Raw genomic sequence first — 24,958 nt, forward strand, 5'->3', positions numbered from 1 at the left:
GCGCTAGCAACTCGCAATAAAAGAAAAAAACCCTGTTTCGACAGGGCTTTTTTATATCCATTATTTCATACTAAATATTCGAAACTTTTCATTCAAATTCTTCACAACCACTAGATTCAAGACAACAGCTACAACTATGGATTGGATAACTATTTCAAATTCGACATCAAGATCAAGAATAGCCAATTAGAAAGTCTTACAAAATTTGAATGCTATTACTTGAAATATCGCCCTCTATCCCACATATATAGTAGAGAGATATACGCGCTGTATGTTTCTTTATTGGTTCCAATCACGTCTAAAAGCGTGATGATCATTGGAACAAGATGGTCATCTACATCTCCAGGTAGATGACCTTTTATCGCAGTCCACAGGCTTTCGGGGCTGCGTTTTTTATGTCATGTTTTTAAAGACATTCATCTCAAATTTAAAATGGTTTTCACTAAACCATCGATCACTTGAGCCATTTTGTCTAAGTTTAATTTATCCAGGGTATCTTGCTCGGTGTGATAGTGCTTATTACGATAAAATGCCGTATCGGTGATCATCATCGCCGGCATATCAAATTGCCAATAATTCATATGATCTGAAAAATCCACACCCTGAATAAATGAAGGTGAAATCAAACGTTCACATTGCAACTGCTTCAAAGACTCCATCGCCGTACAATACGATGAGGTTAAGTCACGAGACTGAATGTTCCCCACCGATGCTATAAAATTCGTGTGCGATGGATAAATCCATTTCAGTCCAACTGGATATTCTTGGGTAACTTTCGGATCAAAATAACCAATCATTTCCAGAATATACACACCTGAAATTTTATCCTTTTCCTTTGCTACCGATTTTGCATGGATAAAACTGCCCATCGACTCTGTTCTAAAATATGGCGGTTCTTCGAGGGTATAAAATACAAACTCAATATTTTGTTTTAAACGCGCTTTTTCAGCCGAAAGAATCCGAGCAGCTTCGAGTACACCTGCAACGCCAGAAGCATTATCATCAGCGCCATGCTGCTCCTCAAATACATCATAATGCGCGCCAATGATCACTCGGTTGCTATGCCCTGCATTTAAGGGACAGACCACATTACGGTATGGTTGGCTGTTTACGGTATAGGTTTGAAAACGACAATTCACACCAAATAAACGCATCTGCTCACGAATCCAAGCAGACACGCGGTTTAACTCTTGAATGTTCTTATAGTTACGATATTCAGCTTCACTACCAATAATTTGCTCTAAATAGACTTTTAAATTATCCGGTTCAGCGGTTCTAATATTGTTGGCATACGCCGCAAATGAACACAATGCAAAAATTGAAAGCATTGCTGCCTGCTTGAGCAAAAATAACGTACCGTCATGCCATGTTTTTTTCATTGTTATTATTCCAATTTTCATCTTCGATCTAATCTGTTTATGCTGCGTATTTAAACAGCAAGCAGAACACGATTTCAATTGCAAATTGTGTCTGAACATACAAAGCGCAAGCGAACCGTTATAATGCTCTTTTGTATACTTTCAGGCGCTGTATGAAAATTCGTATTCTGACAATCGGTCAAAAAATGCCAGCATGGGTGCTGACGGGTTTTGAAGATTATTTCAAACGTATTCAGCCATTTGTTCAAACGCAAATCATTGAACTGCCTATGGCCAAACGTGGTAAGAACGATTCAGAAGCCGACATTTTAAAATACCGTCAAATTGAAGGTGACAGCATTTTAAATGCCATAAAATCGAATGAAGTGCTGATCGCCTTAGAAGTCGGTGGTCGTGAGTTTAGTACCGAAAAACTAGCTGAAACCATGAAAGGTTGGATGCTTGAAGGCAATGATGTGGTTTTAGCCATTGGTGGGCCAGATGGACATTCTGAGGCGGTACGTAAAGCTGCAGCGTGGCATTGGTCTTTGTCTAAACTGACTTTGCCACATCCAATGGTTCGTGTCATGCTCATCGAACAGCTATACCGTGCAATGAGTATTAACCATAATCATCCTTACCATCGTGCGGGTTAATCCGAACCGACATCCAGCATATACAGCAGTTACAGCGTTGCAACAATGAAACAAACCGTTGAAATTATCCGAATTGTTACGCTGAATAATTTAGTGCATGATCATCATATTCCTTTAAACAACCAACGGTGACCGCGATGAATTTACAAACACTTCCAGGTTTATTTATTTCCCATGGCTCACCTATGCTTGCCATCAATCCTGAGCAAGTCGGTCCTGCGTTGGAACGTTTAAGCCTGAATCTTCCAAAACCGGAAGCCATTATTATCATGTCCGCGCATTGGGAAAGTAACGCACTAGAAGTAAGTACCAGTGCCCGTCCTGAAACTTGGCATGACTTCCGTGGCTTCCCTGCGGAACTTTATGATATTCGCTATCCAGCACCGGGTAACCCAGAGCTCGCTGAAGAAATTCTTCATTTGCTTGCCAATGCAGGATTATCTGCACATGCCAACAGCACTCGTCCACGCGATCATGGCGTTTGGATGCCGTTATTGCATATGTATCCTGATGCCGACATTCCTGTGATTGAAATATCGCTGCCGATGACTATGTCTGCGCAAGAGATCTATAAAATTGGACAAACGCTTGCCCCTTTACGTGACAAGCAAATCCTGTTGATTGGATCGGGCAGTATTACTCATAACTTACGTGAATTGGCTTGGGATGGATGTGCAGCAACCGTGCCTGAATGGGCGTCTACATTCCGTAATTTTGTGGTCAATAAGCTCACTCATCAAGATTTTGATGCAGTTCTCGATTGGCAAAATATTCCGTTTGTACAACGCAACCATCCGACCATTGAACATTTTGCACCCATCTTCTTTGCGATGGGTGCAGGCCCCCGCTTCTCTATTGTTCACAGTAGCTTTAGCATGGGTTCACTGGGTATGGATATTTATCGTTTTGATTAAACATGAATAAAACGAGGTAAATTGACTTATTCATAATTCATATTAATAAGTTAACAAATTATTATTTATGGATACATTTTGCTACTTATTTGAGCTGAATGTATTCATATTTTTTTAAAATGAATGGGTTATGCTACAGGGTGAAATTCACTTAGAACAGTTAGCGTAATGAAATTAAAATATTTAGCGATCGCCCTCTTCCCTTTAGCCCTTGCAGCATGTCAATCAAGCGATATCCAAAAAGCTGGAGATTTAGCCGTGAGCGTATTACAACAACAAAATGCTGATAAAACTTTAGCTTCATATCAATGGAGCACCACCACTGAAAATGCACCAAAACCTTTGGTTTTAAATTTTCTAGAAAATGGCACTTTGGGTATTTCAACCAGCTGTAATAGCATGTCAACCCAATGGAAAGTGGAACACAATACACTTGTAACAGGCAACATTGCATCTACCATGATGGCGTGTCCTGATAATGCGATGAAACAAGAAGGACTTGCATCTTCACTCTTTAGTGACCGTAAAGCACCTTTTGTTTTAAATACTACAGATCCACAAAATCCAACGTTAACCATTATCTCTGCAACAGGTGAGAAACTGGTGTTCACTGGAAAATTAACACCTGAAACCCAATATAACTCACAAGGCGAAACGATTTTCCTAGAAGTCAGCCCTGAAACCAAACAATGTACAGGCGTTGCTCCACAAACTTGTTTGCAAGTGCGTGAAGTGAAGTACGATGAAAAAGGCCTAAAAACACAAGTTGATAAAGACTGGACCTTATTTTACGATCAAATTGAAGGCTTTAAGCACACTCCTGCAGAACGCCAAATTATTCGCGTAAAACGTTTTGAACGTAAAAACCCTGCTGCTGACCAATCAAAATATGCCTATATTTTTGATATGTCAGTCGAACGTGAAGCCGTAAAAGGTACCTTGTAAGTTACAGCCTATAAAAACCGAGGTCATCGCCTCGGTTTTTTATATCTACACAACCGCAAACGCTGATCAGCCGTGCAAAGTTTTCAAATCACGATGTACTGTTCAGCCAATGCTTTAGCGATGTAAATTTAAAGCTACTACAAAAGCAAAATGCCCTGCCTGAATTCATCCTGACGAATCGCAATCAACAGACCTATATTTTTAAAGGCATACAGCGAATTACCTATTGACGCGATTTTGAAGCAGAACAATTAACTCAAAAGACGTGGGTTCTCGTAGAGAATACCGCTCTCCCGCCCAAATAACTTACACATTCAACAATGGCCTGATGACATTTTTTAGTGGCTGTAATCACATTGGCCGCAATTATGATGTAGGAAGTACAATGAAGTTCTGCCCACAATTACATCAGAAATAGCTTCATATTAAACGTTTGCTCAGCCAACCCTTAAATTTTCATTTCAATGTTATGGATAGCGAAATCCAACTTACCCTGATGAACACTAATTAACAATCCAATATATTCCAAACCATTCAGCCATAAAAAAACCGAGGCTTGAGCCTCGGTTTTCAGTTCAACTTACGGAGAACTTAGTAAACGCCTTGAGCAAGCATTGCGTCAGCAACTTTTACGAAGCCTGCAATGTTCGCACCGTTTACATAGTTCACAGTACCATCTTCTTCAGTACCGTATTTCACGCAGTTGCGGTGAATTTCTTTCATGATCGCGTGTAGACGCTCGTCAACTTCTTCGAAAGTCCAACCCAAACGAATTGCGTTTTGAGACATTTCAAGACCAGAAGTTGCAACACCACCTGCATTTGAAGCTTTACCTGGTGCATAAAGAATTTTCGCTTCAACGAATTTCTCAACTGCAGCCAAAGTAGATGGCATGTTTGCGCCTTCAGCAACACAGATTACGCCATTAGCAAGAAGAGCTTCAGCATCAGCTTCATCTAATTCATTTTGAGTTGCACATGGCAGCGCGATATCACATTTGATTGACCAAGGGCGTTGACCTTCTAAATATTCAAAACCGTGCTTAGATGCAAATTCAGAAATACGGCCACGCTTAACGTTTTTCAATTCCATTACTTCAGCAAGAAGTTCAGTTGTGAAACCGTCTTTTACGTATACAGTACCTGCTGAGTCTGAAAGTGAAACCACTTTCGCACCCAAGTACATTGCTTTTTCAGCAGCGTATTGTGCAACGTTACCAGAACCCGAAATCGTTACAACTTTATCTTTAAAGCTGTCGCCACGAGTTTTTAGCATTTCCTCAGCGAAATACACAGTACCGTAACCAGTTGCTTCAGGACGTGCAAGTGAACCACCGAAAGTTAAACCTTTACCAGTGAACACACATGCTGTGTCGTTGCTTAATTTTTTCATCATACCAGCCATGTAGCCCACTTCACGGCCACCTACACCGATGTCACCCGCTGGGATGTCAGTGTTAGAACCAAGATGACGGTATAACTCGATCATTAATGCTTGACAGAAACGCATAATTTCGCCTTCAGATTTACCTTTAGGGTCAAAATCTGAACCACCTTTACCACCACCCATAGGAAGTGTAGTTAAGGCATTTTTGAAAGTTTGTTCAAAACCTAAGAATTTAAGAATTGAAAGGTTCACTGATGGGTGGAAACGCATACCACCTTTGAATGGCCCAATTGCTGAGTTGTATTGAACACGGAAAGCACGGTTAACTTGAGTTTGACCTTTGTCATCTACCCATGAAACACGGAACTGAATTGCACGCTCAGGCTCAACAAGACGTTCTAGCAAACCGTAGTCAGCATATTGTGGGTTCTTTTCGATGAATGGCCAAAGGCTCGTCATCACTTCTTCAACAGCTTGAAGAAATTCAGGTTGATGTTCATCACGTGTTTTAACGTAGTCTAGGAAGTCGTTAAGGCTGTTATATTTCAACACTTAATCCTCAGCAGATGTATGGATCAAAATTGATCACAATTTTGATCAAAGATATATTTTGGCGCAAAATATTAAATATCTTTTGTAACTAATCAGCAATAGTTTTTTTAAAAAATCTTTAAATTCTTTAAAGAACAGCGATTTAAATTGATTAATCAGATATTTTAGTTATAAATATTATTACTTTTAGGAATATTTTAATGAATTATTTTGCTCATTTATGATGCATCTATAGACCCATTTTTGCGCACAGCAATTCATACTGAAACATGCTAGAATTCAACGTCCTCTTTGGTTTTTCACTGCCTTCATTTGTACTCGCGACTACCCATGACTTCTGAAATTTCCCTCATCCAACAAATTGATGCCCTATTGCCACAAACTCAATGTGGACTTTGTGGACACCGAGACGGCTGCTTACCCTATGCCAAAGCCATCAGTGAAGGAGAAGAAGCCAATAAATGTATACCCGGTGGTCAACCTGTGGCAGATTCACTAGCAGCGTTATTAAATCGTCCCCACTTAACAGCAGAAGCCAGCGTTTGGCCAATCCAAAGTGATGGACGCCCGCAACGGGTTAAAGCTGTGATTCGTGAGGATGAATGTATTGGTTGTACCAAATGTATTAGTGCCTGCCCTGTTGATGCCATTATTGGCTCAGGCAAATTGATGCATACGGTCTTGACGGATTTATGTACGGGCTGCGAACTCTGCATCCCACCGTGTCCAGTGGATTGTATCGACCTTATCGAAGAGCTTGATCAAGTGCCATCTGAACCTGTTCGAATCGCAGAACAGAATGATTTACGTCGCCGCTACTATGCACATATTCAACGTGAGGAAAAGCGCAGAATTCATCGTAAAGGCCCAGTCGTACGTGCTGAAATTGACACGGAACTTTTTGCCCAATTTTCGACCCAGACAGACTCAGTACCGGTCATTGAAGTCGTGGAAAAACCTGCTACGCCAGTCGTTCAACTCGATGCAAAAACCACCATTGAACTTGCAAAAATTCGAACACAAATCAAAAAGTTAGAAAAACAACTGAGTGTTCGAGACGATGCAAAAAAACGTGAATTACTCCATACGCTAACGTTACAACTAACACAACTGCAAGGGGCTTAATCATGGCTGTTAAAAACATGACTAAGAAGCAAATTCAAACTTTTTTTGAACGCTTACGTGAGCAACGCCCCAACCCGAAAACTGAACTCAATTATAGTAGTCCATTTGAACTTTTAGTGGCTGTTACCCTATCTGCTCAGGCCACAGATGTCAGTGTCAACAAAGCCACAGATAAACTTTTTCCAGTAGCAAATACTCCTAAAGCTATTTATGCGTTAGGTGTTGACGGACTGAAGGAATATATCAAGACCATTGGCCTGTATAACTCAAAAGCGGAAAATGTCATTAAAGCCTGCAAGATTCTCATTGAGAAGCATAACAGTATCGTTCCGAATAATCGTGCAGATTTGGAAGCCTTACCCGGTGTCGGTCGTAAAACTGCAAATGTGGTGCTGAATACTGCTTTTGGTCAACCAACCATGGCCGTTGATACGCATATTTTTCGTTTAGGTAATCGTACAGGATTGGCTGTCGGCAAAAATGTTTTGGAAGTCGAACACCGACTCGTCAAAGTCATCCCCAAAGAGTTTATTGTTGATTCACATCATTGGTTGATTCTGCATGGGCGTTATACCTGTATTGCCCGCAAACCCAAATGTAATGAATGCATCGTGTCTGATGTATGTAATTGGCCCGACCGTTTTGACTTTGGCGCATTAAGACCGATTAAAACCACCCAAATTGAAGATTAATCTCTTCAATTTCGGGGTAGATGGAATTTGTAAGAATCAATTGATCGAGTTGATGCTTAATTTTTATCTTGTTCTTTTTGTTTTTTATCAAGCTCTTGCTGCAGCTTTGGATGTAAGCGATATTGCTTCGGGCTCAGTTTAGCTTGCTCTGCTTCTTCCACTTGCACCTTACGCAACATTTTAAAGCTGACAAATAATAAGCCCAATAACACCGCTACAGCGATGATGACCATTATAACCAAAGCAAATTTCATAACAGATTCGCCCTAAAAGCCACATAAAAAAAGAGTCCCACTATGCAGTAGGACTCTTTGATTGTCAAAAATTCAAAAAAGCTGAATTATTTAGACTGATCTAAAATCGCGAACAAATCAGTTTGAACTTGATCGATTGGACGAAGACCATTTAATTTGTCATAAGTTGGTGCGTTTTCTCCAGAAGCTGCACGACCTTGGTAGAAACCAACCAATTGCTCAGTTTCAGCGTGGTAAGAACCTAAACGCTTACGAATTGTTGCTTCTTGGTCATCCGGACGTTGAACAAGGTCTTCACCAGTTTCGTCATCTTTACCTTCCACTTTTGGTGGGTTGTAAACGGTGTGATATACACGACCAGATGCTGGGTGTTGACGACGACCAGATAAACGTTGAACGATTTCTTCGTCAGGTACATCGATTTCAATTACGTGATCGATGCTGATCCCTTCGTTTTCAAGCGCTTCAGCTTGTGGAATCGTACGCGGGAAACCGTCGAAAATGCAGCCGTTGACACAGTCAGGTTGAGCAATGCGTTCTTTTACAAGACCAATAATAAGCTCATCAGATACAAGGCCGCCATTGTCCATGACGCTTTTAGCTTGTAGACCTAATTCAGTACCTTCACGAATCGCAGCACGGAGCATATCACCGGTTGAAATTTGTGGGATATCGTAGCGCTTACAGATCAACTGAGCTTGTGTACCTTTACCTGCTCCAGGTGGTCCGAGTAATATAATGCGCATAAAAAAACATCCTCATTTTAAACATTGTATATGACGCTATGTAGTGATCTGAACCGAAGATTCAGATCATCTTCCAGCATCTAATTATAAGAAAGCCACAAACAAATGTATTGTACCCGCGATAAAACCGGTTACACCACCCAAGACAATTAAAATCCATTCGTCTTCCTGAAATGCAGGACGTAATAGATTTTGAAATTCTTTCGGTGTTAGCTCACGAATACGGTCTCTAAACATTTGAAAGATTTTCTGTGCACGGCTCGCATTAAACGCAGGGTCGCATACAGGCACCATCGTAATTTCAATTGAGCGATCGATCAAGTCTGTCTTGAGTTTTGCGTACTCTTTTGGACCTAAAGACAACTGTAATGAGGTACGAACCAGTGGAGATTCCATAATTTCATTAATATGACGTTTCACAATGCGACGGGTCTTATCTTTCTTCCCGCCATACATCATTTCGGTCATGATAGATTTTAACGTAATTAGGTCTTCTGTGACTACACTTGCGAATACATCCGAAACTTCTTCTTGGCGTTTCATAAACGCCCCTTGAACATTGTACGTTCCAATACGTGGAATCACAGGTTTAATCCAAGGGAATTTACGATCTTTAGTTAATTCAAATAATTGCAAATACTTAACAGGGTGCGGCTCAATGGGATTAAATACCATCCAGATGGCAATCCAGTTGGTCAAAAAGCCCCAGATTGCTGCCCAAAATGGAACCGTCCAATGCCAAGGCACCACAAACCAAACGATCATCTGGAAGATACCAAAGAACATCCCAATCAAGGCACTGATATGCCAAATAAAGTTGATTTCTTTTTGGCCAACTTTAAGGAACATCCGCACCATCAAGAGACGATCCGCTTCCATTTGACTCACCACCATTTCACGCATGTCAACAAGTGACTCTACGTTCATGGTCAGTTCGGTCACGAGTTCTTTTAAGGTATTTGGCAGCTGTTTATGTGCTTGCGCATAAATACGGCGTTTAATGGAATACGGTAAGTTTTCCCAAAGCACCGCATTTCGGTCTAGCATGACTTCATCAATCAAATGTTCAAGTTCAAAGCCAACTTGTTCACCAATGATGCGCGCCATATCCTCAGGATCCATTGCATCCAAAAACTCGCGCAAGGAACCCAATTTAGACAATGTATTATCCGTAATAATGCCAGAAATACGTCCAGCTTTTCTTGGCACAATCCCCTGCCATCCCACGGGTAATGGACCTAAATGGAATCCCCAGAAATTAATCGGGTAAAACACCATTTTCAGTGCCATCCAAACGTGTGCCCAGGTAACGAATGCGGTAACGGGGATAATACTCAGCACAGCCCAAAAATCGGGACGTTGCAAAAAGGTTTGCCACAATTCGTTAACGTACTCAAGCATGCATAACTTCCATATTTAATTTTATTCAGTGAGTGCGGTTATAAAATAAAGTTGATTATTTTCACTACAAACCAAAACTTAAAGTATATGAGATTTGTAGTCTCGGTTCGGTTTCCACAATCACATTACCTGATTTGTCTTCTAATTTTTCACCCGCACCCAAGCCTACACTAAACGTACTAATACGCTCGGCACTCAACATCACATAAGCAAGATCGATACCACCACCTAAACGCGCTTCATCTTCACCATCTACTTTCTTGGAGTCGATGTGGCCCGCATAAGCTCCGATATAATAACCATTTTTATCTTTGCCAGTGAAATGAACGGGGTAACGAAAGCCGACTTGCCCACCAGGTGTTTTATCATCGTTCAAGAAAACACCAGCTTTTGCATAGGCAATGCCATATGGGTTTACCCACTCACCATTCACGTGAATAATTTTTTGAGTAAAACCTGCTCCAACATTCCATGGTTGATAACCCTTACCTGTTAACTTTGCCTCAGGTAAAAATGAATTGTCATTGGCATGTGCGATGCTTCCGAGCATCATAAATGCAAGCAATGGATATAATTTATTCATTGTTTTCACAAACTTCCTTAGTATTATTTTTTGGAATATTCCTTTTTTATACGTTTCGACTTTAGCAGAATAATATGAACTGTTATACACAAAGCCCCATATTTTTCATGTCTGCAAAGTCAAAATATAGACTGCAATCACAGCAGAGTCTTTTTTATTTATCAAAAAAATGTCAGTTGCGCTAGAATATGCCTCTTCCGTTATTTTAGCTCTCAGTCTTTAAGTCGATCGCGTATGAAGCAGCATTATCCTTTAAAAAATGTCCAGCAAGAAAAGCGGATTTATCGTAATCGCGTGGTGATTTCGATAGGGATTGTCTCCTTCTTTATGCTGTTGCTTGTGGCACGATATGCATATTTGCAAATCAAAAGTTATGAGACCTTTTCGACTGCTGCCGATCAAAACCGAATTCGATTGCAACCGCTTGCACCTTCTCGTGGTTATATCTATGACCGTAATGGTGTGTTATTAGCGGATAATTATCCGGTTTTCTCAGCAACCATGAGCCGTGCGGATGTTGAAGACATTGATGATACGGTAGAGCGCCTAACGCCTCTGTTAGAACTGACTGATGAAGACATCGAACGTTTCAAAAGTCGAATTAAAACCTCTAAAAAGACTGAACGCGTTTCGATTAAACTTAATTTAAATGAAAATGATATCGCCCGTTTTAGTGAGGTGAAATATCAATTCCCAGGTGTCAATATAGAGACCCAAATGACTCGCTACTATCCACATGGCGAACTGTTTGCCCATGTGATTGGTTATGTAGGTCGTATTAATGACAAAGAACTAAAATCGATTGATAAAGATTTATACGCTGGCTCAAACCTGATCGGTAAAATTGGCGTTGAAAAATCATACGAAGAACTTTTACACGGTATGCCGGGAAATGAGTCGGTTGAAGCCGATGCCTTTGGTAATGTGTTACGACATCTAGGTCGTAAAGATCCGATTCGTGGTAATGACTTATATTTATCCCTAGATTATGGACTGCAAATGGTCGCTTCAGAGCAGCTTGCAGATCGACGTGGTGCAATTGTGGCGATTGACCCACGTACTGGGGAAATTCTTGCTCTTGTGTCCAGTCCTAGTTTTAACCCCAATTTATTTGTTACTGGCATTAGCAGCAAAGATTATTCTGAACTACGTGATAGCCTCGATCAGCCATTATATAACCGTGCTGTGCAAGGGGCTTATCCACCGGGTTCAACGATTAAGCCAATGTTTGGTCTAGGTGGTATTCATTATGGTCTAGTGGATTGGAGTACAGCCATTTCAGATCCGGGCTATTTCACGCTTCCGGGTGACAGCCATCGTTTCCGTGACCACAAAAAAACTGGTCATGGCTCAGTTAATTTACACAAAGCTCAAGTCATTTCCTGCGATACCTACTTCTATGTCTTGTCCTATCGTATGGGCATTGAAAAAATGAATACTTGGATGCGTCAGTTTGGTTTCGGTGAAAAAACCGGTGTAGATTTACCAAGTGAAAGTACAGGGCTATATCCAAATCCTGAATGGAAGCTCCGCACACGGAAGTCCAACTGGCTTAAAGGTGAAACCATTTCTGTCAGTATTGGTCAAGGTGCATTTACAGCAACACCATTACAACTGGCGATGGCAACTGCCATTACCGCTAATCAAGGCTCTCATGTTACACCTCACGTTTTGCGTGAAAGTAAAGGCGCTAAAGTCCACAAAGTACATAACGCCCCGAATGGTCACATTCAATTTAATGGTAAGCCAGATGATTGGATCAAAATGCGTGATGCCATGATTGATGTGGTTCAAACAGGGACCGGTCGTGGTATTCGTACCCCAATGTATCAAATCGCAGGTAAAACAGGCACCGCACAAGTTAAAAGTATTGCCCAAGGTAAACGCTATAACGAATCTTTATTGACAGAGCGTCAGCTTGACCATGGTTTATTTGTTGGTTTTGCCCCTGCGGAAAAACCTGAAATTGCGATTGCCGTCGTTTGGGAAAATGGTCGTCACGGTGGTTCTGCTGCTCAAATTGCTAAACCAATGTTTGACTACTGGTTATTAACACGTAAAAAGAATCCAATTCGTCCTGCAGGCCATCAAATTAGCGGTGGTCTCATGACTGCAGGTCTAAAACCGAGTGAGTTACCAAGCGGCTCTAATATTTTATCTGCCGATCCAAATGCGAGCCCAACAGCTCAGCAGAACAACAGTGCAACTCAACAATCGAATACTGCAAATACCCCACCTCGTGCTGCCAGTGCAGCACATGCAACCGATGAGGAATAATTCATGAAAAATCAATTAAGAATCATTGGGGGTGAATGGAAACGCCGTCAACTGCCTTTTGCCAGTATTGATGGTTTACGCCCTACACCTGACCGTGTGCGCGAGACATTATTTAACTGGCTCATGTGGGATGTTCAAAATGCCAAAGTTCTCGACCTTTGTACAGGTTCAGGTGCTTTGTCATTTGAAGCACTCTCACGTGGTGCAGCAGAAGCTGTTTTAATTGAACCTGATCGCACCCAAGCGAAGTTTCTCATGGACAATTTAGAACTTTTAAGAGTTAGCAAACAACGTGTGCAACTCAAAAACATGACGGCACAACAAGCCATTCCTAACTTGAAAGACCAATTTGATCTGATTTTCTTAGATCCCCCTTATAGTCTTGATTTATGGCAGGAACTTGCTGAATTGGTCGATCCGTGCATTGCAGACAATGGTTTAATATATATCGAAGCTGATCGTGATCTTGCTCAGTTAAAACTGCCGAGCACTTGGCAGCAAATCAAACAAACCAAAGCTGGGACGGTGCGTGCAGGCTTATATAAAAAGGCTTAATGCAAATACACACAAAAAAGGACGCCAATGCGTCCTTTTTTATTACTTGAAAATCATTAAACCTGTGGTCGAAGTGGACGCTGGCTGTTAAATCCACCTGTGGTTTTAACTTTATCCACGTGCGTCACTTTTGGACGTTGTTGCTGTGGTTTTTGCTGCTGGGGCTTGCTTGTATTGGGTTTAGCCGAAGTCTGAGGCTTTGAGCTTGGACGCTGCACATTTGACGGATGCTGAGATGAAGGATTCTGTACATTCGGGTTATGCGCATTTGGTTTATATATATTGTCTGGACGGTTATTCGAATTCGATCGTGGTGAGTTTGGTCGATGTTGCGGGCTATTCACTCGACCATATGAGCGGTCATAACGTTGACTTGAGTCATAGCGCTGTCCGTATGTACCACCATGTTGACCTGAATAACCATATTTATTCGAATGGTATCGGCCATCATCAAATGGCGCCACGACACACCCTGTAAATGTAATTGCAACCACAGATAGCAAAGCAACTTGTTTAAGCATGTGTAGCACTCCTCTTTGATGAAGGGCATTTTCACTTATCGAAATGAATTCAATCGGAAGTCTGTGTACATCTGCTGTATTTAAACATTCATGTTTTATTCATGGTTTGAGGTCCAATTTTTCCACATTTGCTCAGACAGCCACATTTATAACGAAAAATTAACTACAATATCGCCACGTATTTCAAAGCTGTAATTTAATGACTTGGCTGATTTTTATTCTTGGTGCCATCTTTGCGGGATTCGTACAAGGATTAACAGGGTTTGCATTCGCCCTTATCGCAATGTCATTTTGGGTTTGGATACTCCCCCCTCAAATAGCCGCACCCTTGGTGGTCTGCGCTTCAGTTTATAGCCACTTCATTTCATTATCATCAGAACGTAAAAGCATTCCGATCAATAAAAAAATCATTTATCCCTATTTAATTGCAGGAATTTTAGGTGTACCGCTCGGTACCTATTTATTAGACAGCATTAATCCAGATACATTTAAATTGGTTTTGGGCGCTTTTTTAATGTTTTGGTGCCCAATTTTATTTTTTAATCCGAAATTTTCATTCATCCAAAAATCAGGGAAATGGACGGATTCTAGTATTGGATATATTGCTGGAATCTTGGGTGGCCTTGGAGGCTTTTGTGGTGCATTACCCTCTGCATGGCTCATGCTGAAAAATACACCCAAAGCAGAACAACGCTATATTTTGCGACATTTCAATTTAGCCATTCAGCTCGTCACACTCATTAGCTATCTGCTACAAGGGATCATCCATCGTGAACATCTGCCCTATTTAGCCGTGCTTTTGGTGATTATGGCTTTTCCAGTGATTTTTGGTGCCAAACTTTTTTATCGCATTTCAGAACGCCAATTTAAACATATTGTATTAGGTCTTCTATTCTCTTCAGGCTGCTTCTTGGTGACGATGAGTATCTTAACCTGATGACTCCAAACCTAAAGATATTTGTCCAAATTGTTCTAACAAAAAGCCTTTTCAGTTAGACATTCACATCTTGTAACAATGACACAGTTCACATTTAAATAAAAATTAGCCAAATGGTAAAAAAGTGATTAATTTTTTTGTCGAAAATTAATAGAATATTGCACCTCATAATTTTGCTTAAAATAAAACCATGAAAAAGTTCATCCTGCTTGCAGGTGTGACTCTGCTTAGCGGCTGTATGTTTGGCACGTCCAGCGAAATTAAAAAAGCTGAAAAACTACTCTCCCATTTTCAATGCAATAATATTGAAAGTTCACATATGACTCATAGCTCGATTACAACTTTCCATGAAGAAAAACTAGCATCAAGCAAACAAAAAGTCGTGTCTTATATCGATAGCTATAAGCAAGGCGAAAAGTTATTTCGTATTCCGCTCATCGATGTGGTTGACCAGCAATACATTATTTATAAGGCGGCATGTCAAAATCTGGGCGGTATTCATCCCGACTTTAATGATTAAAATCAACATAAAAATCTAAACAGAAGAATCTAAACATAAAAAAGGACAGCCGATGCCGTCCTTTTTTATTGGTTTGTTGGATTAGTGATAGCGTGTATCGACACTGAATTTTTCAGGAAATTTGGCATGAATTTGCGCGTAAAAATCCATGATTTCAGCCATATCTTTTTCATAATCGCCTGTAGGATAAACAATTTTACCCACACCCGTTTTTTTCTGCGCATAGTCCATATAGGCTAAAGCAATCGGCACACCCGCTTGCATAGCAACATGATAAAAACCGGTTTTCCACTTCTCTTGTTTGGCGCGTGTCCCTTCAGGGGTTACCAACATGACTAATTTGGGATGATGCTTAAATAAGTCAGCCATGAGCTCAACCATACTTTGACGTGCTTCACCATCTTGTTTTGGACGACGATTAATACCTATTCCGCCCATAGCACGTACAAAAGGCCCAAACGGGAATTTCATATAACTGTCTTTAATCGTGATACGAACATTTACCCCTAAAGCTTTCAGGGCAAGGCGTGCATAAAGTGCATCCCAATTACTGGTATGTGGCGCTGCAATCATGACACATTGGTCGATATTTAAATCCCAATGGTTATCAATTTGCCACCCCATTAAGTTCAGACTTTTTTCCGCTGTTTTTTCAAACACAATTTGCACCGACAGTTTTTTCTATGCCGCAGAGTTTAACAACGCAAAATAATTATAAAAGCCTATATTGTTCAGTTATTCACCAATTAATATATAAATGTCCTTTAGCGTTCACTTTTAGGTAAATCACCAATATTTCACTATTTACGAATTTTTAAAAATCAAATGTCTGTTTTGATGTATTAACCAAACACACAATTGTTAACAAGAATAGGCTATTTTTCTTGAGCAATAAAAGCCACGCTTAGCATTATATTGGGTACGTACGGTGTATAAATCTCATGAAAAAACTAATCCTCGCTCTCTGTATGGTCAGTGCAACCTTAACTGCATGTTCAAAGACTAGCAATGATTCTGAAACTGCGACACCACCAGATAATAACGTCATTGCCAATACGGACGCTGCCTCAGTAAGCCCGATTGCCACAGGTGATAACACCGAAAAAGCACTTGATTGGGGGGGGAAATATAAAGGAATTCTGCCTTGCCATGATTGCAAAGGGATTGAAACCGAACTTGAACTCAAACTTGATAAGAGCTATGAACTCAGCCAAGAGTTTTTAGGTAAACCTGCGAACACTAAAAATAAAGTGAAAGGCAGTTTTAAGTTCTTGCCAGATCAACCTGGAATGATTCAACTTGATGCTGAGGGTGACAATCGAATTTATTTTGTAGGTGAAAACTTTATTGAGCTTCGTGGTGATAAAGGTGAAAAACTAGAAATGCCTGAAGTAAATCTTAAACTCACCAAAAAGCTTGATTAGTGTTTTACTCTAAGTAGGATTGTTATAAAAAAACCCCCGCAAGTAGCGGGGATTTTTTAGATCGGATGATCAGTATGAATTACATCATACCGCCCATGCCACCCATACCACCCATATCAGGCATAGCAGGTTTATCTTCTGGGATTTCAGTAATCATACATTCAGTTGTAAGCATTAAGCCCGCAACAGATGCAGCATGCTCAAGCGCAGAACGTGTTACTTTCGCAGGGTCGAGAATACCCATTTCTAACATATCGCCATACTCTGAAGTCGCAGCGTTATAACCGAAGTTACCTTCACCGTTTTTCACAGCATTGATTACAACTGATGGCTCATCACCAGAGTTTGCAACGATTTGACGAAGCGGTGCTTCAATTGCACGACGTAAAATGTTGATACCAACATTTTGGTCATCGTTAGCACCAGACACACCTTCAAGTGCTTTTGCAGCACGTACAAGTGCAACACCACCACCTGCTACAACACCTTCTTCAACTGCAGCACGAGTTGCATGAAGTGCATCGTCAACGCGATCTTTCTTCTCTTTCATTTCAACTTCAGTTGCAGCGCCGATTTTGATTACAGCAACACCGCCTGCCAATTTAGCAACGCGTTCTTGAAGTTTTTCTTTGTCGTATTCTGAAGTTGATTCTTCAATTTGAGCACGAATTTGAGTTACACGTTCAGCAATTTGCTCTGCAACACCTGCACCATCAACAATTACTGTATTTTCTTTAGAAACAGTAACTTTATGCGCTGTACCTAAGTGCTCAAGTGTAGTTTGGTCTAAAGACATACCAACCTCTTCAGAAACTACAGTCGCGCCAGTTAAAATCGCGATGTCTTGAAGCATCGCTTTACGACGATCACCAAAACCAGGTGCTTTAACAGCACAAACTTTGATAATGCCACGCATGTTGTTTACAACAAGAGTTGCAAGTGCTTCACCTTCAACATCTTCAGCAATGATAAGAAGCGGTTTACCTGTTTTAGCAACAGCTTCAAGTACAGCAATTAATTCGCGGATGTTGCTGATTTTTTTATCAACAAGAAGAATGTATGGGTTTTCAAGTTCAGCTGTTAGTGTATCTTGTTTGTTTGCAAAGTACGGGCTGATGTAACCACGGTCAAACTGCATACCCTCTACAACATCTAGAGAATCTTCAAAGCCTGAACCCTCTTCAACTGTAATTACACCCTCTTTACCGACTTTTTCCATTGCTTGAGCAATAAGTTTACCAACAGTGGTGTCAGAGTTCGCAGAAATAGAACCTACTTGTTCAATCGCTTTAGAGTCAGATGCAGGTTTTGCAGTCGCTTTAATTTCAGCCACTACGGCTTTAACCGCGATGTCGATACCGCGTTTAAGATCCATTGGGTTCATACCCGCAGTTACTGATTTAATCCCTTCATTAAGGATTGCTTGTGCAAGAACAGTTGCAGTTGTTGTACCGTCACCCGCGATGTCGTTGGTTTTTGAAGACACTTCACGAACTAGCTGAGCGCCCATGTTTTCAAACTTGTCTTTTAACGTGATTTCTTTAGCAACAGAAACACCATCTTTAGTGATGTGCGGCGCACCGAAAGAACGGTCGATGACAACGTTACGGCCTTTAGGACCTAAAGTCACTTTTACAGCATCTGCAAGTACATTTACACCCGCGATCATTTTTGAACGCGCTGAATCACCAAATTTTACGTCTTTAGCTGACATGTCTAACTCCGAATCTTTTTAAAATTTTTAACAATTTATGATGAGTAAAAGGGTCTAAATGCGTGTACGAAACTTAAGCTTCAAGTACCGCTAAGATGTCAGACTCTTTCATAATAAGAAGCTCTTCGCCTGCTACTTTTACTTTTGTACCGGCATAAGTGCCAAACAATACGTTGTCACCAACTTTAACGTCTAATGCACGTACGCCATTGTCAGTTACTTTGCCATTACCTACAGCGATTACTTCGCCTTGAGCAGGTTGTTCAGCTGCTGAAGTACTTAAAATAAGACCACCAGCAGTTTTAGTTTCCTTTTCAACACGGCGAATCACAACGTTGTCATGCAAAGGACGAATATTGCTCATAGTTAACTCCAGACTAAGTCTATTTACTAGATAAAAGACGATGACATTTTGATTTCCGTAAGCCATCGACAAAAAATAATTTAGATGACACTTTTGTGGGGATGGAAAAAAACCCTTCAAGGGCAAAATTTAATTTTTTTCATTTTTTTGTATTTTTTTTCTTCAAAATTTAAATTTAAAGGATTAAAGCTCATCCAAAATATGAGTACTAAGATTTTCTTCGAATATTTTCAACTTTGAATGATAAAAATAATGCTGCACATTCATCTGCTCATCAATGACATTAAAACTGTTGGCAAGGTTATCGTGTAGGCGATATGACGTTGCAGTTCCAGCATGAATATCCCAAACTGGATGCGCAGCACCTAAAGCATAAATCTGATTGAGGTCATAGCTGGCTGGAACATGTAAATGTCCATGCAATAAACCATTTAAACCGTGTTGACTCCACTGTTCGAGTGCCAAACGCCCTTGAACAGGACAATCTTTCACACCATGCGGGTCATTGGGCGGCGTATAAAAAGGTTGATGCGCTATGATTAATTTCACTTTATTGGGCGGCGCATGTTTAAGTAAATCATCAACATAATGTATTTGCTCGAGCGATACATGCCCTCGCGTATGGTAACGACGACGAATACTATTGATCCCAATTAAATAAAAATGCTCGGTTTCCAGTACATTTTCCATGGCACCAAAAAAAAGTTGATAACGTGCAAAAGGGCTAAAAACACGGTTCCATAAATGATATAGCGGAATATCATGATTCCCCGGCACAACGATATATGGCAAATTTAAGCTTTCTAAAAATTGCTTACATGCATAAAACTGACGATAACGCGCACGTTGGGTCAAGTCTCCACTGGCAACCACGGCCTCGATACGCTGTTCACGACAAAATTGCTGAATAGCGCGCATACACTCTGGCTTTTCAGTGCCGAAATGCAGATCAGACAGATGCAGTATCATGTGGCACCCGTATCTTTAAGGCTTGTTTTTGCACTCGAATTTTAAGCGGCGGTTTCATTTCTACAATCTCACCATCCACAGCAACGGTCATTTTTTTTCGTTGGGTATGTATTGTGACTTCATCAGCGGCAAAACTATACACATCTGGTGCATTGTCGATATTGCCACGGATCAATTGCCATAAAATTTTAAATAACGTTTTCTTATCACTTTTTGCGACAACCACACCTGCAACTTTACCTGCCTCTGCATCTTTAGCGATTTGCAAGTTTAAATCGGCCAATTGCAATTGATTATTGCCAAAAAAGATCAAGGGCGTTTTGACTGGATAAATATGATGATCCACTTCTACTTCCAATTTCAGCTCTTTACGATCTCGAATCAGCACATCCAAACCTGAGGTATAAGCATGCAATGGGAAACGCCCAAACTTTTGATTATAAAATTCTCTTTTTTGTATAAATAAAGGATACAAGCCCAAACTGGCATTGTTTAAATAGATATGTTCATTGATTTGCGCCACGTGCACCTGTCGATTATTGCCTGTCGCAATCACCTGTGCCGCTTGAATTAAATCAAGAGGAATATTAAGGACGCGCGCCACATAGTTAAATGTGCCTAAAGGTAAGATCCCCATAGGAATATCGGTATGCATTAACTGATGTGCAACAGCATTTAAGGTTCCATCACCACCTGCTGCAACGACAACACCAAAATTATCAGGGTCTTGATGGCGCGCAAACACCTTGCTCATTAAAGTATCAAAACTCGCTTCCTGCCCAAGCTCAAATGACTGTATTTCGAAATTATGATCGGATAATATCCGCACAAGTTCCTCGTAGACTTCATCTTTATTTGCAGCATGAAATCCTGATTTTTTATTATAGATAATAGATAAAGGCTTGGCTTGTTTAATCACTTTTTATACATCTTGGCCGCTTAGTATTGTATTTTGTCGAATTTAACAGCAAATAATAGCGCCTTTATGTAAAAATCGAATTACCACCATTTATTTAATCAATAATAATTCTCAAATATCAATTACATGCAACTTTTTGTTTTTATTAAAAATAACTATATAAAATATTATCCATCACGTTAATAAATAAAGTGAAAATTCACCACTTAATATGTTAAGTTATTGTATTTTATCTATATTTAATATAAATAGCATTAACTACCAAAAAAAATCTACCACTTCTTTAGTCTTATTTTTTTTATGATTTTATGCTTTAATACAGCCACTTTTTTTTCATCTTTTATCTGCATGATGTATCCCATGATGCAGATTATACTTTGTACGGTTAGTACATTTTTGAGATAGGCCTCACCATGACCCAAGTGAACGCACCAGAATTCGTTCGTCACCCTAAGCTCATTGCTTGGGTGGAAGAAATTGCCAAATTAACCAAACCAGCAAAAATCGAATGGTGTGACGGTAGCGCAGAAGAATATCAACGTTATATCGACTTGATGATCGCTAACGGCACTATGCAAGAACTTAACCAAGAAAAACATCCTGGTTCTTACCTTGCTAATTCTGATCCTTCTGACGTTGCTCGTGTTGAAGGTCGTACTTACATCTGTTCTGAAAAACAAGAAGATGCAGGCGCAACAAACAACTGGGAAGCTCCAGCTGAAATGCGTGCTCGTCTGAATGGTTTATTTGACGGTTCAATGAAAGGCCGTACTTTGTACGTAGTTCCTTTCTCTATGGGTCCTTTAGGTTCTCATATTGCTCACATCGGTATCGAACTTACTGATTCTCCTTACGTTGCTGTAAGCATGTCTAAAATGGCTCGTATGGGTAAAGCTGTTTATGACGTACTTGGTACTGACGGTGACTTCATTCCTTGCGTACACACTGTTGGTGCTCCGCTTGAAGAAGGTCAAAAAGACGTTGCTTGGCCTTGCAACCCTGAAAAATACATCGTTCATTATCCAGAAACTCGTGAAATCTGGTCTTACGGTTCTGGTTACGGCGGTAACGCATTGTTGGGTAAAAAATGCCTAGCTTTACGTATTGCATCTTCTATGGGTCGTCAACAAGGCTGGTTAGCTGAACATATGCTCATCCTTGGCGTGACTAACCCACAAGGCGAAAAACACTACATCGCAGCTGCATTCCCTTCTGCTTGTGGTAAAACAAACTTCGCGATGTTGATTCCACCAGCGGGTTACGAAGGTTGGAAAATTGAAACTGTAGGTGACGATATTGCTTGGATCAAACCTGGTGAAGATGGTCGTTTATATGCAATCAACCCTGAAGCTGGTTTCTTCGGTGTAGCACCTGGTACAAACACCAAGACTAACCCGAACTGTATGGCGACTCTTCATAAAGACGTAATCTATACTAACGTTGCTGTAACTGACGAAGGTGAAGTATGGTGGGAAGGTCTTACTAAAGAAGCGCCTGCTAACCTGACTAACTGGAAAGGTCAACCACACACCGGCGAAGAAAAAGCAGCTCATCCAAATGCTCGTTTCACTGTTTCAGCTGGTCAATGTCCTTCTATTGATGCTGACTGGGAAAATCCAGCAGGTGTTCCAATTTCTGCGTTCATCTTCGGTGGTCGTCGTGCAGACACAGTGCCTCTAATTTCAGAAGCATTTGACTGGGTTGACGGTGTTTACAAAGCTGCAACTATGGGCTCTGAAACAACTGCTGCTGCTGTTGGTCAACAAGGTATCGTTCGTCGTGACCCATTCGCAATGCTTCCATTTGCGGGTTACAACATGGCTGACTACTTCTCTCACTGGTTAGAACTTGGTGAACAAGTTGCTGCTAAAGCTAAAGCTGCTGGCAACAAACTTCCTGGTATCTACAACGTGAACTGGTTCCGTCGTGATGCTGAAGGTAACTTTGTATGGCCTGGTTTCGGTCAAAACATGCGTGTTCTTGAATGGATCATTGACCGTTGTGAAGGTCGTGCAGACGCTGTTGAAACACCTATCGGCCTTGTTCCAACATACGAACAATTGAACTGGACTGGTTCAGACTTCACTAAAGAGCAATTCGAGCTTGTAACTTCTCAAGATAAAGATCAATGGATCAAAGAACTTGAAAGCCACACTGAATTGTTCAATAAACTTGGTGATCGCTTACCAAAAGCACTTAAAGTACGTCAAGACGAACTTTTAGAAGCTGTAAAAAAATCTGCTTAATCGGCCTTTAATTTCCCTCCTTGAAAAGAGAGATTAAGAAAGATTTAAAAGACCGCCTTGCGCGGTCTTTTTTATATCAACTAAGCCACATCTTGAGCTTTTTGTTTTATTCGTATTGCCATTAAGTACTCATCCAAAACATCAACTTCAGATGCACTGAATTGCAAATATAACTTTGTGCGTCTTTGCAAAATATCTTCAGAGCTTCTCGCCCACTCATGCTCAACCAAATAATCTACTTCTTGAGCATACAAGCCATACCCGAAGTTTTGCCCAAGCTCATCAATTGAAGTTAAATGATTCAGCAAAATCCAGACACGTGTTCCATAAGCATGCGCCCAACGACTTGCTAGACTGCTTGAAACACCTTTAACATTTTGTTGGATTTCAGCTATCAACTGCTCGATTGATTCTAAATTTTCCGCACCAGGTAATGCTGTATCAGCAGTCCAAGGCTTGGATCGATGATGAAAAACAGTTTTAAGTTGATCTAGCGCCGCTTCTGCGAGTTTTCGATAGGTGGTGAGCTTGCCACCAAAAATTGATAGCAATGCTGCATCTTCTACATCTGTCAGTGCCAAAGTGTAATCTCGCGTGACTGCTGCTGGATTATCTGATTCATCATCACACAGCGGACGCACACCTGAATAGGTTGAAATGATGTCCGTTTGCGTCAATTGAGTTTTAAAGTGATCATTTGACACATCAAGCAAGTAATCGATTTCTTCTTGGCTTATCTTTACTCGATTTGGGTCTGCATGATATTCACGATCTGTCGTGCCGATCAGAGTAAATTGTTCTAAATATGGGATCGCAAAAACAATGCGATGATCATCATTTTGCATAATAAAAGCTTTATCACCATCAAAGAGCTTTGGAACAATGATATGGCTACCTTGTATCAGCCGTATACCATAAGGTGACTCTTGCTTTAACCCCTGTTTTATAAAGTCAGCAACCCAAGGACCTGCCGCATTCACCAATACTTTAGCCTGCACATTTTGCAAACCCTTAGCATTTTTTAAACACACTCGCCAAATGCCACCTTTACTATATGCATTTAAACATTCTGTTCGAGTCAGAATCTGTGCACCATGTTCTCGTGCTTGTATCGCATTAAGTACAACCAAGCGTGCATCATCCACAGCGCAGTCGGAATATTCAAACCCTCGAGTAAATCTGGGTGCTAAAGGACTAACTTCCACATCAAATTCAATACCATTGGAGCCAGCAAGCTGTTCTCGCTTACCCAAATAATCATAAAAGAATAATCCAGTACGAATCAGCCAAGCCGGACGTAAATGCGGTTCATGTGGCATGATAAAACGCATCGGTCGAATAATATGAGGAGCTTTTTTAAGGAGAACTTCGCGTTCTGCCAGTGCTTCACGTACCAAACGAAATTCTTTATGTTCTAAATAGCGAAGACCACCATGAATTAATTTGCTACTTGCAGATGAAGTATGGCTCGCGAGATCGTCTTTTTCGCAAAGCAAAACACTTAAACCACGCCCCGCTGCATCACAAGCAATACCAACACCATTGATTCCACCACCAATGACCACCATGTCATATATTAATTGTTGTTGTGTATTCATCGCTCCCTCCCACTATACCTTTTTATTCAACAATGCTTCGTTTTCTTTGCTTTATTATTTTTCTCATTGATCATCATTTTTTGATCACGACACCTATGTTAGTCACAACATCCTTACACTGAGTTTTTGTATCCTTTATTAAATGAGAAGTTATATTTTAAATGTACGTTTAAACGGTTGCTGGCTCAAGCATGAAATCAATCATTTTATATACAAACCCTTATTCAAAGCAAAATTCATGACAAGCCGTTGATTTGTACACTTTTTCAACAAAACCTCTTTTTTAGTTTACATTTCATGCT

The 24,958-nt window shown here is 40.5% G+C and carries 24 protein-coding genes; 11 read left to right on the plus strand and 13 right to left on the minus strand.

Annotation, left to right across the window (positions count from 1 at the left end; all coding sequences use genetic code 11):
- Window positions 1-416 precede the first annotated feature (416 nt).
- On the minus strand, window positions 417-1,328 hold the full coding sequence (locus FTT92_RS08355; RefSeq protein WP_257231650.1) for a M20/M25/M40 family metallo-hydrolase: 912 nt from the start codon (window positions 1,326-1,328) through the stop codon (window positions 417-419).
- A 203-nt stretch (window positions 1,329-1,531) separates the two neighbouring features.
- On the opposite strand from FTT92_RS08355, the gene rlmH reads away from it, so the two are divergent.
- From rlmH to FTT92_RS08370, 3 genes are all read left to right on the plus strand, one after another.
- Window positions 1,532-2,014, plus strand: a complete 483-nt coding sequence (rlmH, locus tag FTT92_RS08360) for a 23S rRNA (pseudouridine(1915)-N(3))-methyltransferase RlmH (protein WP_180171857.1) — start codon at window positions 1,532-1,534, stop codon at window positions 2,012-2,014.
- Between the two features lie 137 nt (window positions 2,015-2,151).
- Window positions 2,152-2,928, plus strand: a complete 777-nt coding sequence (locus FTT92_RS08365) for a dioxygenase (RefSeq protein ID WP_180171858.1) — start codon at window positions 2,152-2,154, stop codon at window positions 2,926-2,928.
- A 168-nt stretch (window positions 2,929-3,096) separates the two neighbouring features.
- Window positions 3,097-3,873, plus strand: a complete 777-nt coding sequence (locus tag FTT92_RS08370; RefSeq protein WP_180035383.1) for an META and DUF4377 domain-containing protein — start codon at window positions 3,097-3,099, stop codon at window positions 3,871-3,873.
- 591 nt (window positions 3,874-4,464) lie between these two features.
- Here FTT92_RS08370 and gdhA read toward each other — a convergent pair.
- Window positions 4,465-5,811 carry an NADP-specific glutamate dehydrogenase gene (gene gdhA / locus FTT92_RS08375; protein WP_227591817.1) on the minus strand — a complete coding sequence of 449 codons (1,347 nt, stop codon included), beginning with the start codon at window positions 5,809-5,811 and terminating at the stop codon, window positions 4,465-4,467.
- A gap of 330 nt (window positions 5,812-6,141) precedes the next feature.
- On the opposite strand from gdhA, the gene FTT92_RS08380 reads away from it, so the two are divergent.
- Complete coding sequence (locus FTT92_RS08380; protein ID WP_180171859.1) at window positions 6,142-6,936, plus strand: RnfABCDGE type electron transport complex subunit B; 795 nt, start codon at window positions 6,142-6,144, stop codon at window positions 6,934-6,936.
- Window positions 6,937-6,938: 2 nt separating this feature from the next.
- Entirely contained in the window at window positions 6,939-7,628 is a 690-nt protein-coding gene (gene nth / locus FTT92_RS08385) for an endonuclease III (protein ID WP_180121734.1), read from the plus strand.
- Window positions 7,629-7,684: 56 nt separating this feature from the next.
- Here nth and FTT92_RS08390 read toward each other — a convergent pair whose 3' ends face one another.
- The 4 genes from FTT92_RS08390 to FTT92_RS08405 all read right to left on the minus strand — a co-directional run bounded on the left by FTT92_RS08390 (window position 7,685) and on the right by FTT92_RS08405 (window position 10,612).
- Complete coding sequence (locus tag FTT92_RS08390) at window positions 7,685-7,882, minus strand: hypothetical protein (RefSeq protein WP_180003963.1); 198 nt, start codon at window positions 7,880-7,882, stop codon at window positions 7,685-7,687.
- Between the two features lie 86 nt (window positions 7,883-7,968).
- Window positions 7,969-8,628: an adenylate kinase gene (gene adk / locus FTT92_RS08395; RefSeq protein WP_078189866.1), complete on the minus strand. Its 660-nt coding sequence runs from the start codon at window positions 8,626-8,628 to the stop codon at window positions 7,969-7,971.
- An 84-nt stretch (window positions 8,629-8,712) separates the two neighbouring features.
- Window positions 8,713-10,029: a hypothetical protein gene (locus FTT92_RS08400; RefSeq protein ID WP_218948322.1), complete on the minus strand. Its 1,317-nt coding sequence runs from the start codon at window positions 10,027-10,029 to the stop codon at window positions 8,713-8,715.
- A 64-nt stretch (window positions 10,030-10,093) separates the two neighbouring features.
- Window positions 10,094-10,612 carry a hypothetical protein gene (locus FTT92_RS08405; protein WP_078192958.1) on the minus strand — a complete coding sequence of 173 codons (519 nt, stop codon included), beginning with the start codon at window positions 10,610-10,612 and terminating at the stop codon, window positions 10,094-10,096.
- A 234-nt stretch (window positions 10,613-10,846) separates the two neighbouring features.
- Here FTT92_RS08405 and mrdA point away from each other — a divergent pair, with 234 nt between their 5' ends.
- Both mrdA and rsmD read left to right on the plus strand, forming a co-directional pair.
- Window positions 10,847-12,889: a penicillin-binding protein 2 gene (mrdA, locus tag FTT92_RS08410; RefSeq protein ID WP_180171860.1), complete on the plus strand. Its 2,043-nt coding sequence runs from the start codon at window positions 10,847-10,849 to the stop codon at window positions 12,887-12,889.
- 3 nt (window positions 12,890-12,892) lie between these two features.
- On the plus strand, window positions 12,893-13,444 hold the full coding sequence (rsmD, locus tag FTT92_RS08415) for a 16S rRNA (guanine(966)-N(2))-methyltransferase RsmD (RefSeq protein ID WP_078189870.1): 552 nt from the start codon (window positions 12,893-12,895) through the stop codon (window positions 13,442-13,444).
- A gap of 56 nt (window positions 13,445-13,500) precedes the next feature.
- Here rsmD and FTT92_RS08420 read toward each other — a convergent pair whose 3' ends face one another.
- Window positions 13,501-13,965 (minus strand): hypothetical protein, encoded by a 465-nt coding sequence (locus FTT92_RS08420; RefSeq protein ID WP_180171861.1) that lies wholly within the window; start codon window positions 13,963-13,965, stop codon window positions 13,501-13,503.
- A gap of 199 nt (window positions 13,966-14,164) precedes the next feature.
- Between FTT92_RS08420 and FTT92_RS08425 the strand changes: the two genes are divergently transcribed.
- Both FTT92_RS08425 and FTT92_RS08430 read left to right on the plus strand, forming a co-directional pair.
- The gene (locus FTT92_RS08425) at window positions 14,165-14,902 is read left to right on the plus strand and encodes a sulfite exporter TauE/SafE family protein (RefSeq protein ID WP_180171862.1); all 738 of its coding nucleotides are present in this window, start codon (window positions 14,165-14,167) and stop codon (window positions 14,900-14,902) included.
- Window positions 14,903-15,092: 190 nt separating this feature from the next.
- A complete protein-coding gene (locus FTT92_RS08430) occupies window positions 15,093-15,422 on the plus strand; it encodes a hypothetical protein (RefSeq protein ID WP_180024138.1) in 330 nt (109 codons plus the stop codon).
- An 81-nt stretch (window positions 15,423-15,503) separates the two neighbouring features.
- Here FTT92_RS08430 and FTT92_RS08435 read toward each other — a convergent pair whose 3' ends face one another.
- Entirely contained in the window at window positions 15,504-16,082 is a 579-nt protein-coding gene (locus FTT92_RS08435) for a 1-acyl-sn-glycerol-3-phosphate acyltransferase (protein ID WP_171262613.1), read from the minus strand.
- Window positions 16,083-16,363: 281 nt separating this feature from the next.
- Between FTT92_RS08435 and FTT92_RS08440 the strand changes: the two genes are divergently transcribed.
- Entirely contained in the window at window positions 16,364-16,846 is a 483-nt protein-coding gene (locus tag FTT92_RS08440; RefSeq protein WP_180171863.1) for a copper resistance protein NlpE, read from the plus strand.
- Window positions 16,847-16,925: 79 nt separating this feature from the next.
- Here the strand turns inward: FTT92_RS08440 and groL are convergent, their stop codons facing one another.
- The 4 genes from groL to FTT92_RS08460 all read right to left on the minus strand — a co-directional run bounded on the left by groL (window position 16,926) and on the right by FTT92_RS08460 (window position 20,812).
- The gene (gene groL / locus FTT92_RS08445; protein WP_078192965.1) at window positions 16,926-18,560 is read right to left on the minus strand and encodes a chaperonin GroEL; all 1,635 of its coding nucleotides are present in this window, start codon (window positions 18,558-18,560) and stop codon (window positions 16,926-16,928) included.
- A gap of 73 nt (window positions 18,561-18,633) precedes the next feature.
- Window positions 18,634-18,924, minus strand: coding sequence for a co-chaperone GroES (groES, locus tag FTT92_RS08450; protein WP_078192966.1), 291 nt, complete (start codon window positions 18,922-18,924; stop codon window positions 18,634-18,636).
- A gap of 183 nt (window positions 18,925-19,107) precedes the next feature.
- The gene (locus FTT92_RS08455; RefSeq protein WP_180121720.1) at window positions 19,108-19,893 is read right to left on the minus strand and encodes a metallophosphoesterase; all 786 of its coding nucleotides are present in this window, start codon (window positions 19,891-19,893) and stop codon (window positions 19,108-19,110) included.
- The gene (locus FTT92_RS08460) at window positions 19,874-20,812 is read right to left on the minus strand and encodes a diacylglycerol kinase family protein (RefSeq protein ID WP_180171864.1); all 939 of its coding nucleotides are present in this window, start codon (window positions 20,810-20,812) and stop codon (window positions 19,874-19,876) included. The genes FTT92_RS08455 and FTT92_RS08460 overlap by 20 nt, the downstream gene beginning before the upstream one ends.
- A gap of 413 nt (window positions 20,813-21,225) precedes the next feature.
- Here FTT92_RS08460 and FTT92_RS08465 point away from each other — a divergent pair, with 413 nt between their 5' ends.
- Complete coding sequence (locus tag FTT92_RS08465) at window positions 21,226-23,058, plus strand: phosphoenolpyruvate carboxykinase (GTP) (RefSeq protein WP_180171865.1); 1,833 nt, start codon at window positions 21,226-21,228, stop codon at window positions 23,056-23,058.
- A gap of 80 nt (window positions 23,059-23,138) precedes the next feature.
- Here FTT92_RS08465 and glpD read toward each other — a convergent pair whose 3' ends face one another.
- Complete coding sequence (glpD, locus tag FTT92_RS08470) at window positions 23,139-24,656, minus strand: glycerol-3-phosphate dehydrogenase (RefSeq protein ID WP_180171866.1); 1,518 nt, start codon at window positions 24,654-24,656, stop codon at window positions 23,139-23,141.
- Window positions 24,657-24,958: the final 302 nt, after the last annotated feature.

Origin of the sequence: Acinetobacter sp. YH12023, from assembly GCF_013420135.1 — a bacterium.
Taxonomy (GTDB): Bacteria; Pseudomonadota; Gammaproteobacteria; order Pseudomonadales; family Moraxellaceae; genus Acinetobacter; species Acinetobacter amyesii.

What these genes read in the sequence shown, in the direction of transcription:
- FTT92_RS08355 (WP_257231650.1), bottom strand. Translation starts at nt 1,328, where the DNA reads ATGCTTTCAATTTTTGCATTGTGTTCATTTGCGGCGTATGCCAACAAT.
- rlmH (WP_180171857.1), top strand. Translation starts at nt 1,532, where the DNA reads ATGAAAATTCGTATTCTGACAATCGGTCAAAAAATGCCAGCATGGGTG.
- FTT92_RS08365 (WP_180171858.1), top strand. Translation starts at nt 2,152, where the DNA reads ATGAATTTACAAACACTTCCAGGTTTATTTATTTCCCATGGCTCACCT.
- FTT92_RS08370 (WP_180035383.1), top strand. Translation starts at nt 3,097, where the DNA reads ATGAAATTAAAATATTTAGCGATCGCCCTCTTCCCTTTAGCCCTTGCA.
- FTT92_RS08380 (WP_180171859.1), top strand. Translation starts at nt 6,142, where the DNA reads ATGACTTCTGAAATTTCCCTCATCCAACAAATTGATGCCCTATTGCCA.
- nth (WP_180121734.1), top strand. Translation starts at nt 6,939, where the DNA reads ATGGCTGTTAAAAACATGACTAAGAAGCAAATTCAAACTTTTTTTGAA.
- FTT92_RS08390 (WP_180003963.1), bottom strand. Translation starts at nt 7,882, where the DNA reads ATGAAATTTGCTTTGGTTATAATGGTCATCATCGCTGTAGCGGTGTTA.
- adk (WP_078189866.1), bottom strand. Translation starts at nt 8,628, where the DNA reads ATGCGCATTATATTACTCGGACCACCTGGAGCAGGTAAAGGTACACAA.
- FTT92_RS08400 (WP_218948322.1), bottom strand. Translation starts at nt 10,029, where the DNA reads ATGCTTGAGTACGTTAACGAATTGTGGCAAACCTTTTTGCAACGTCCC.
- FTT92_RS08405 (WP_078192958.1), bottom strand. Translation starts at nt 10,612, where the DNA reads ATGAATAAATTATATCCATTGCTTGCATTTATGATGCTCGGAAGCATC.
- mrdA (WP_180171860.1), top strand. Translation starts at nt 10,847, where the DNA reads ATGAAGCAGCATTATCCTTTAAAAAATGTCCAGCAAGAAAAGCGGATT.
- rsmD (WP_078189870.1), top strand. Translation starts at nt 12,893, where the DNA reads ATGAAAAATCAATTAAGAATCATTGGGGGTGAATGGAAACGCCGTCAA.
- FTT92_RS08420 (WP_180171861.1), bottom strand. Translation starts at nt 13,965, where the DNA reads ATGCTTAAACAAGTTGCTTTGCTATCTGTGGTTGCAATTACATTTACA.
- FTT92_RS08425 (WP_180171862.1), top strand. Translation starts at nt 14,165, where the DNA reads ATGACTTGGCTGATTTTTATTCTTGGTGCCATCTTTGCGGGATTCGTA.
- FTT92_RS08430 (WP_180024138.1), top strand. Translation starts at nt 15,093, where the DNA reads ATGAAAAAGTTCATCCTGCTTGCAGGTGTGACTCTGCTTAGCGGCTGT.
- FTT92_RS08440 (WP_180171863.1), top strand. Translation starts at nt 16,364, where the DNA reads ATGAAAAAACTAATCCTCGCTCTCTGTATGGTCAGTGCAACCTTAACT.
- groL (WP_078192965.1), bottom strand. Translation starts at nt 18,560, where the DNA reads ATGTCAGCTAAAGACGTAAAATTTGGTGATTCAGCGCGTTCAAAAATG.
- groES (WP_078192966.1), bottom strand. Translation starts at nt 18,924, where the DNA reads ATGAGCAATATTCGTCCTTTGCATGACAACGTTGTGATTCGCCGTGTT.
- FTT92_RS08455 (WP_180121720.1), bottom strand. Translation starts at nt 19,893, where the DNA reads ATGATACTGCATCTGTCTGATCTGCATTTCGGCACTGAAAAGCCAGAG.
- FTT92_RS08465 (WP_180171865.1), top strand. Translation starts at nt 21,226, where the DNA reads ATGACCCAAGTGAACGCACCAGAATTCGTTCGTCACCCTAAGCTCATT.
- glpD (WP_180171866.1), bottom strand. Translation starts at nt 24,656, where the DNA reads ATGAATACACAACAACAATTAATATATGACATGGTGGTCATTGGTGGT.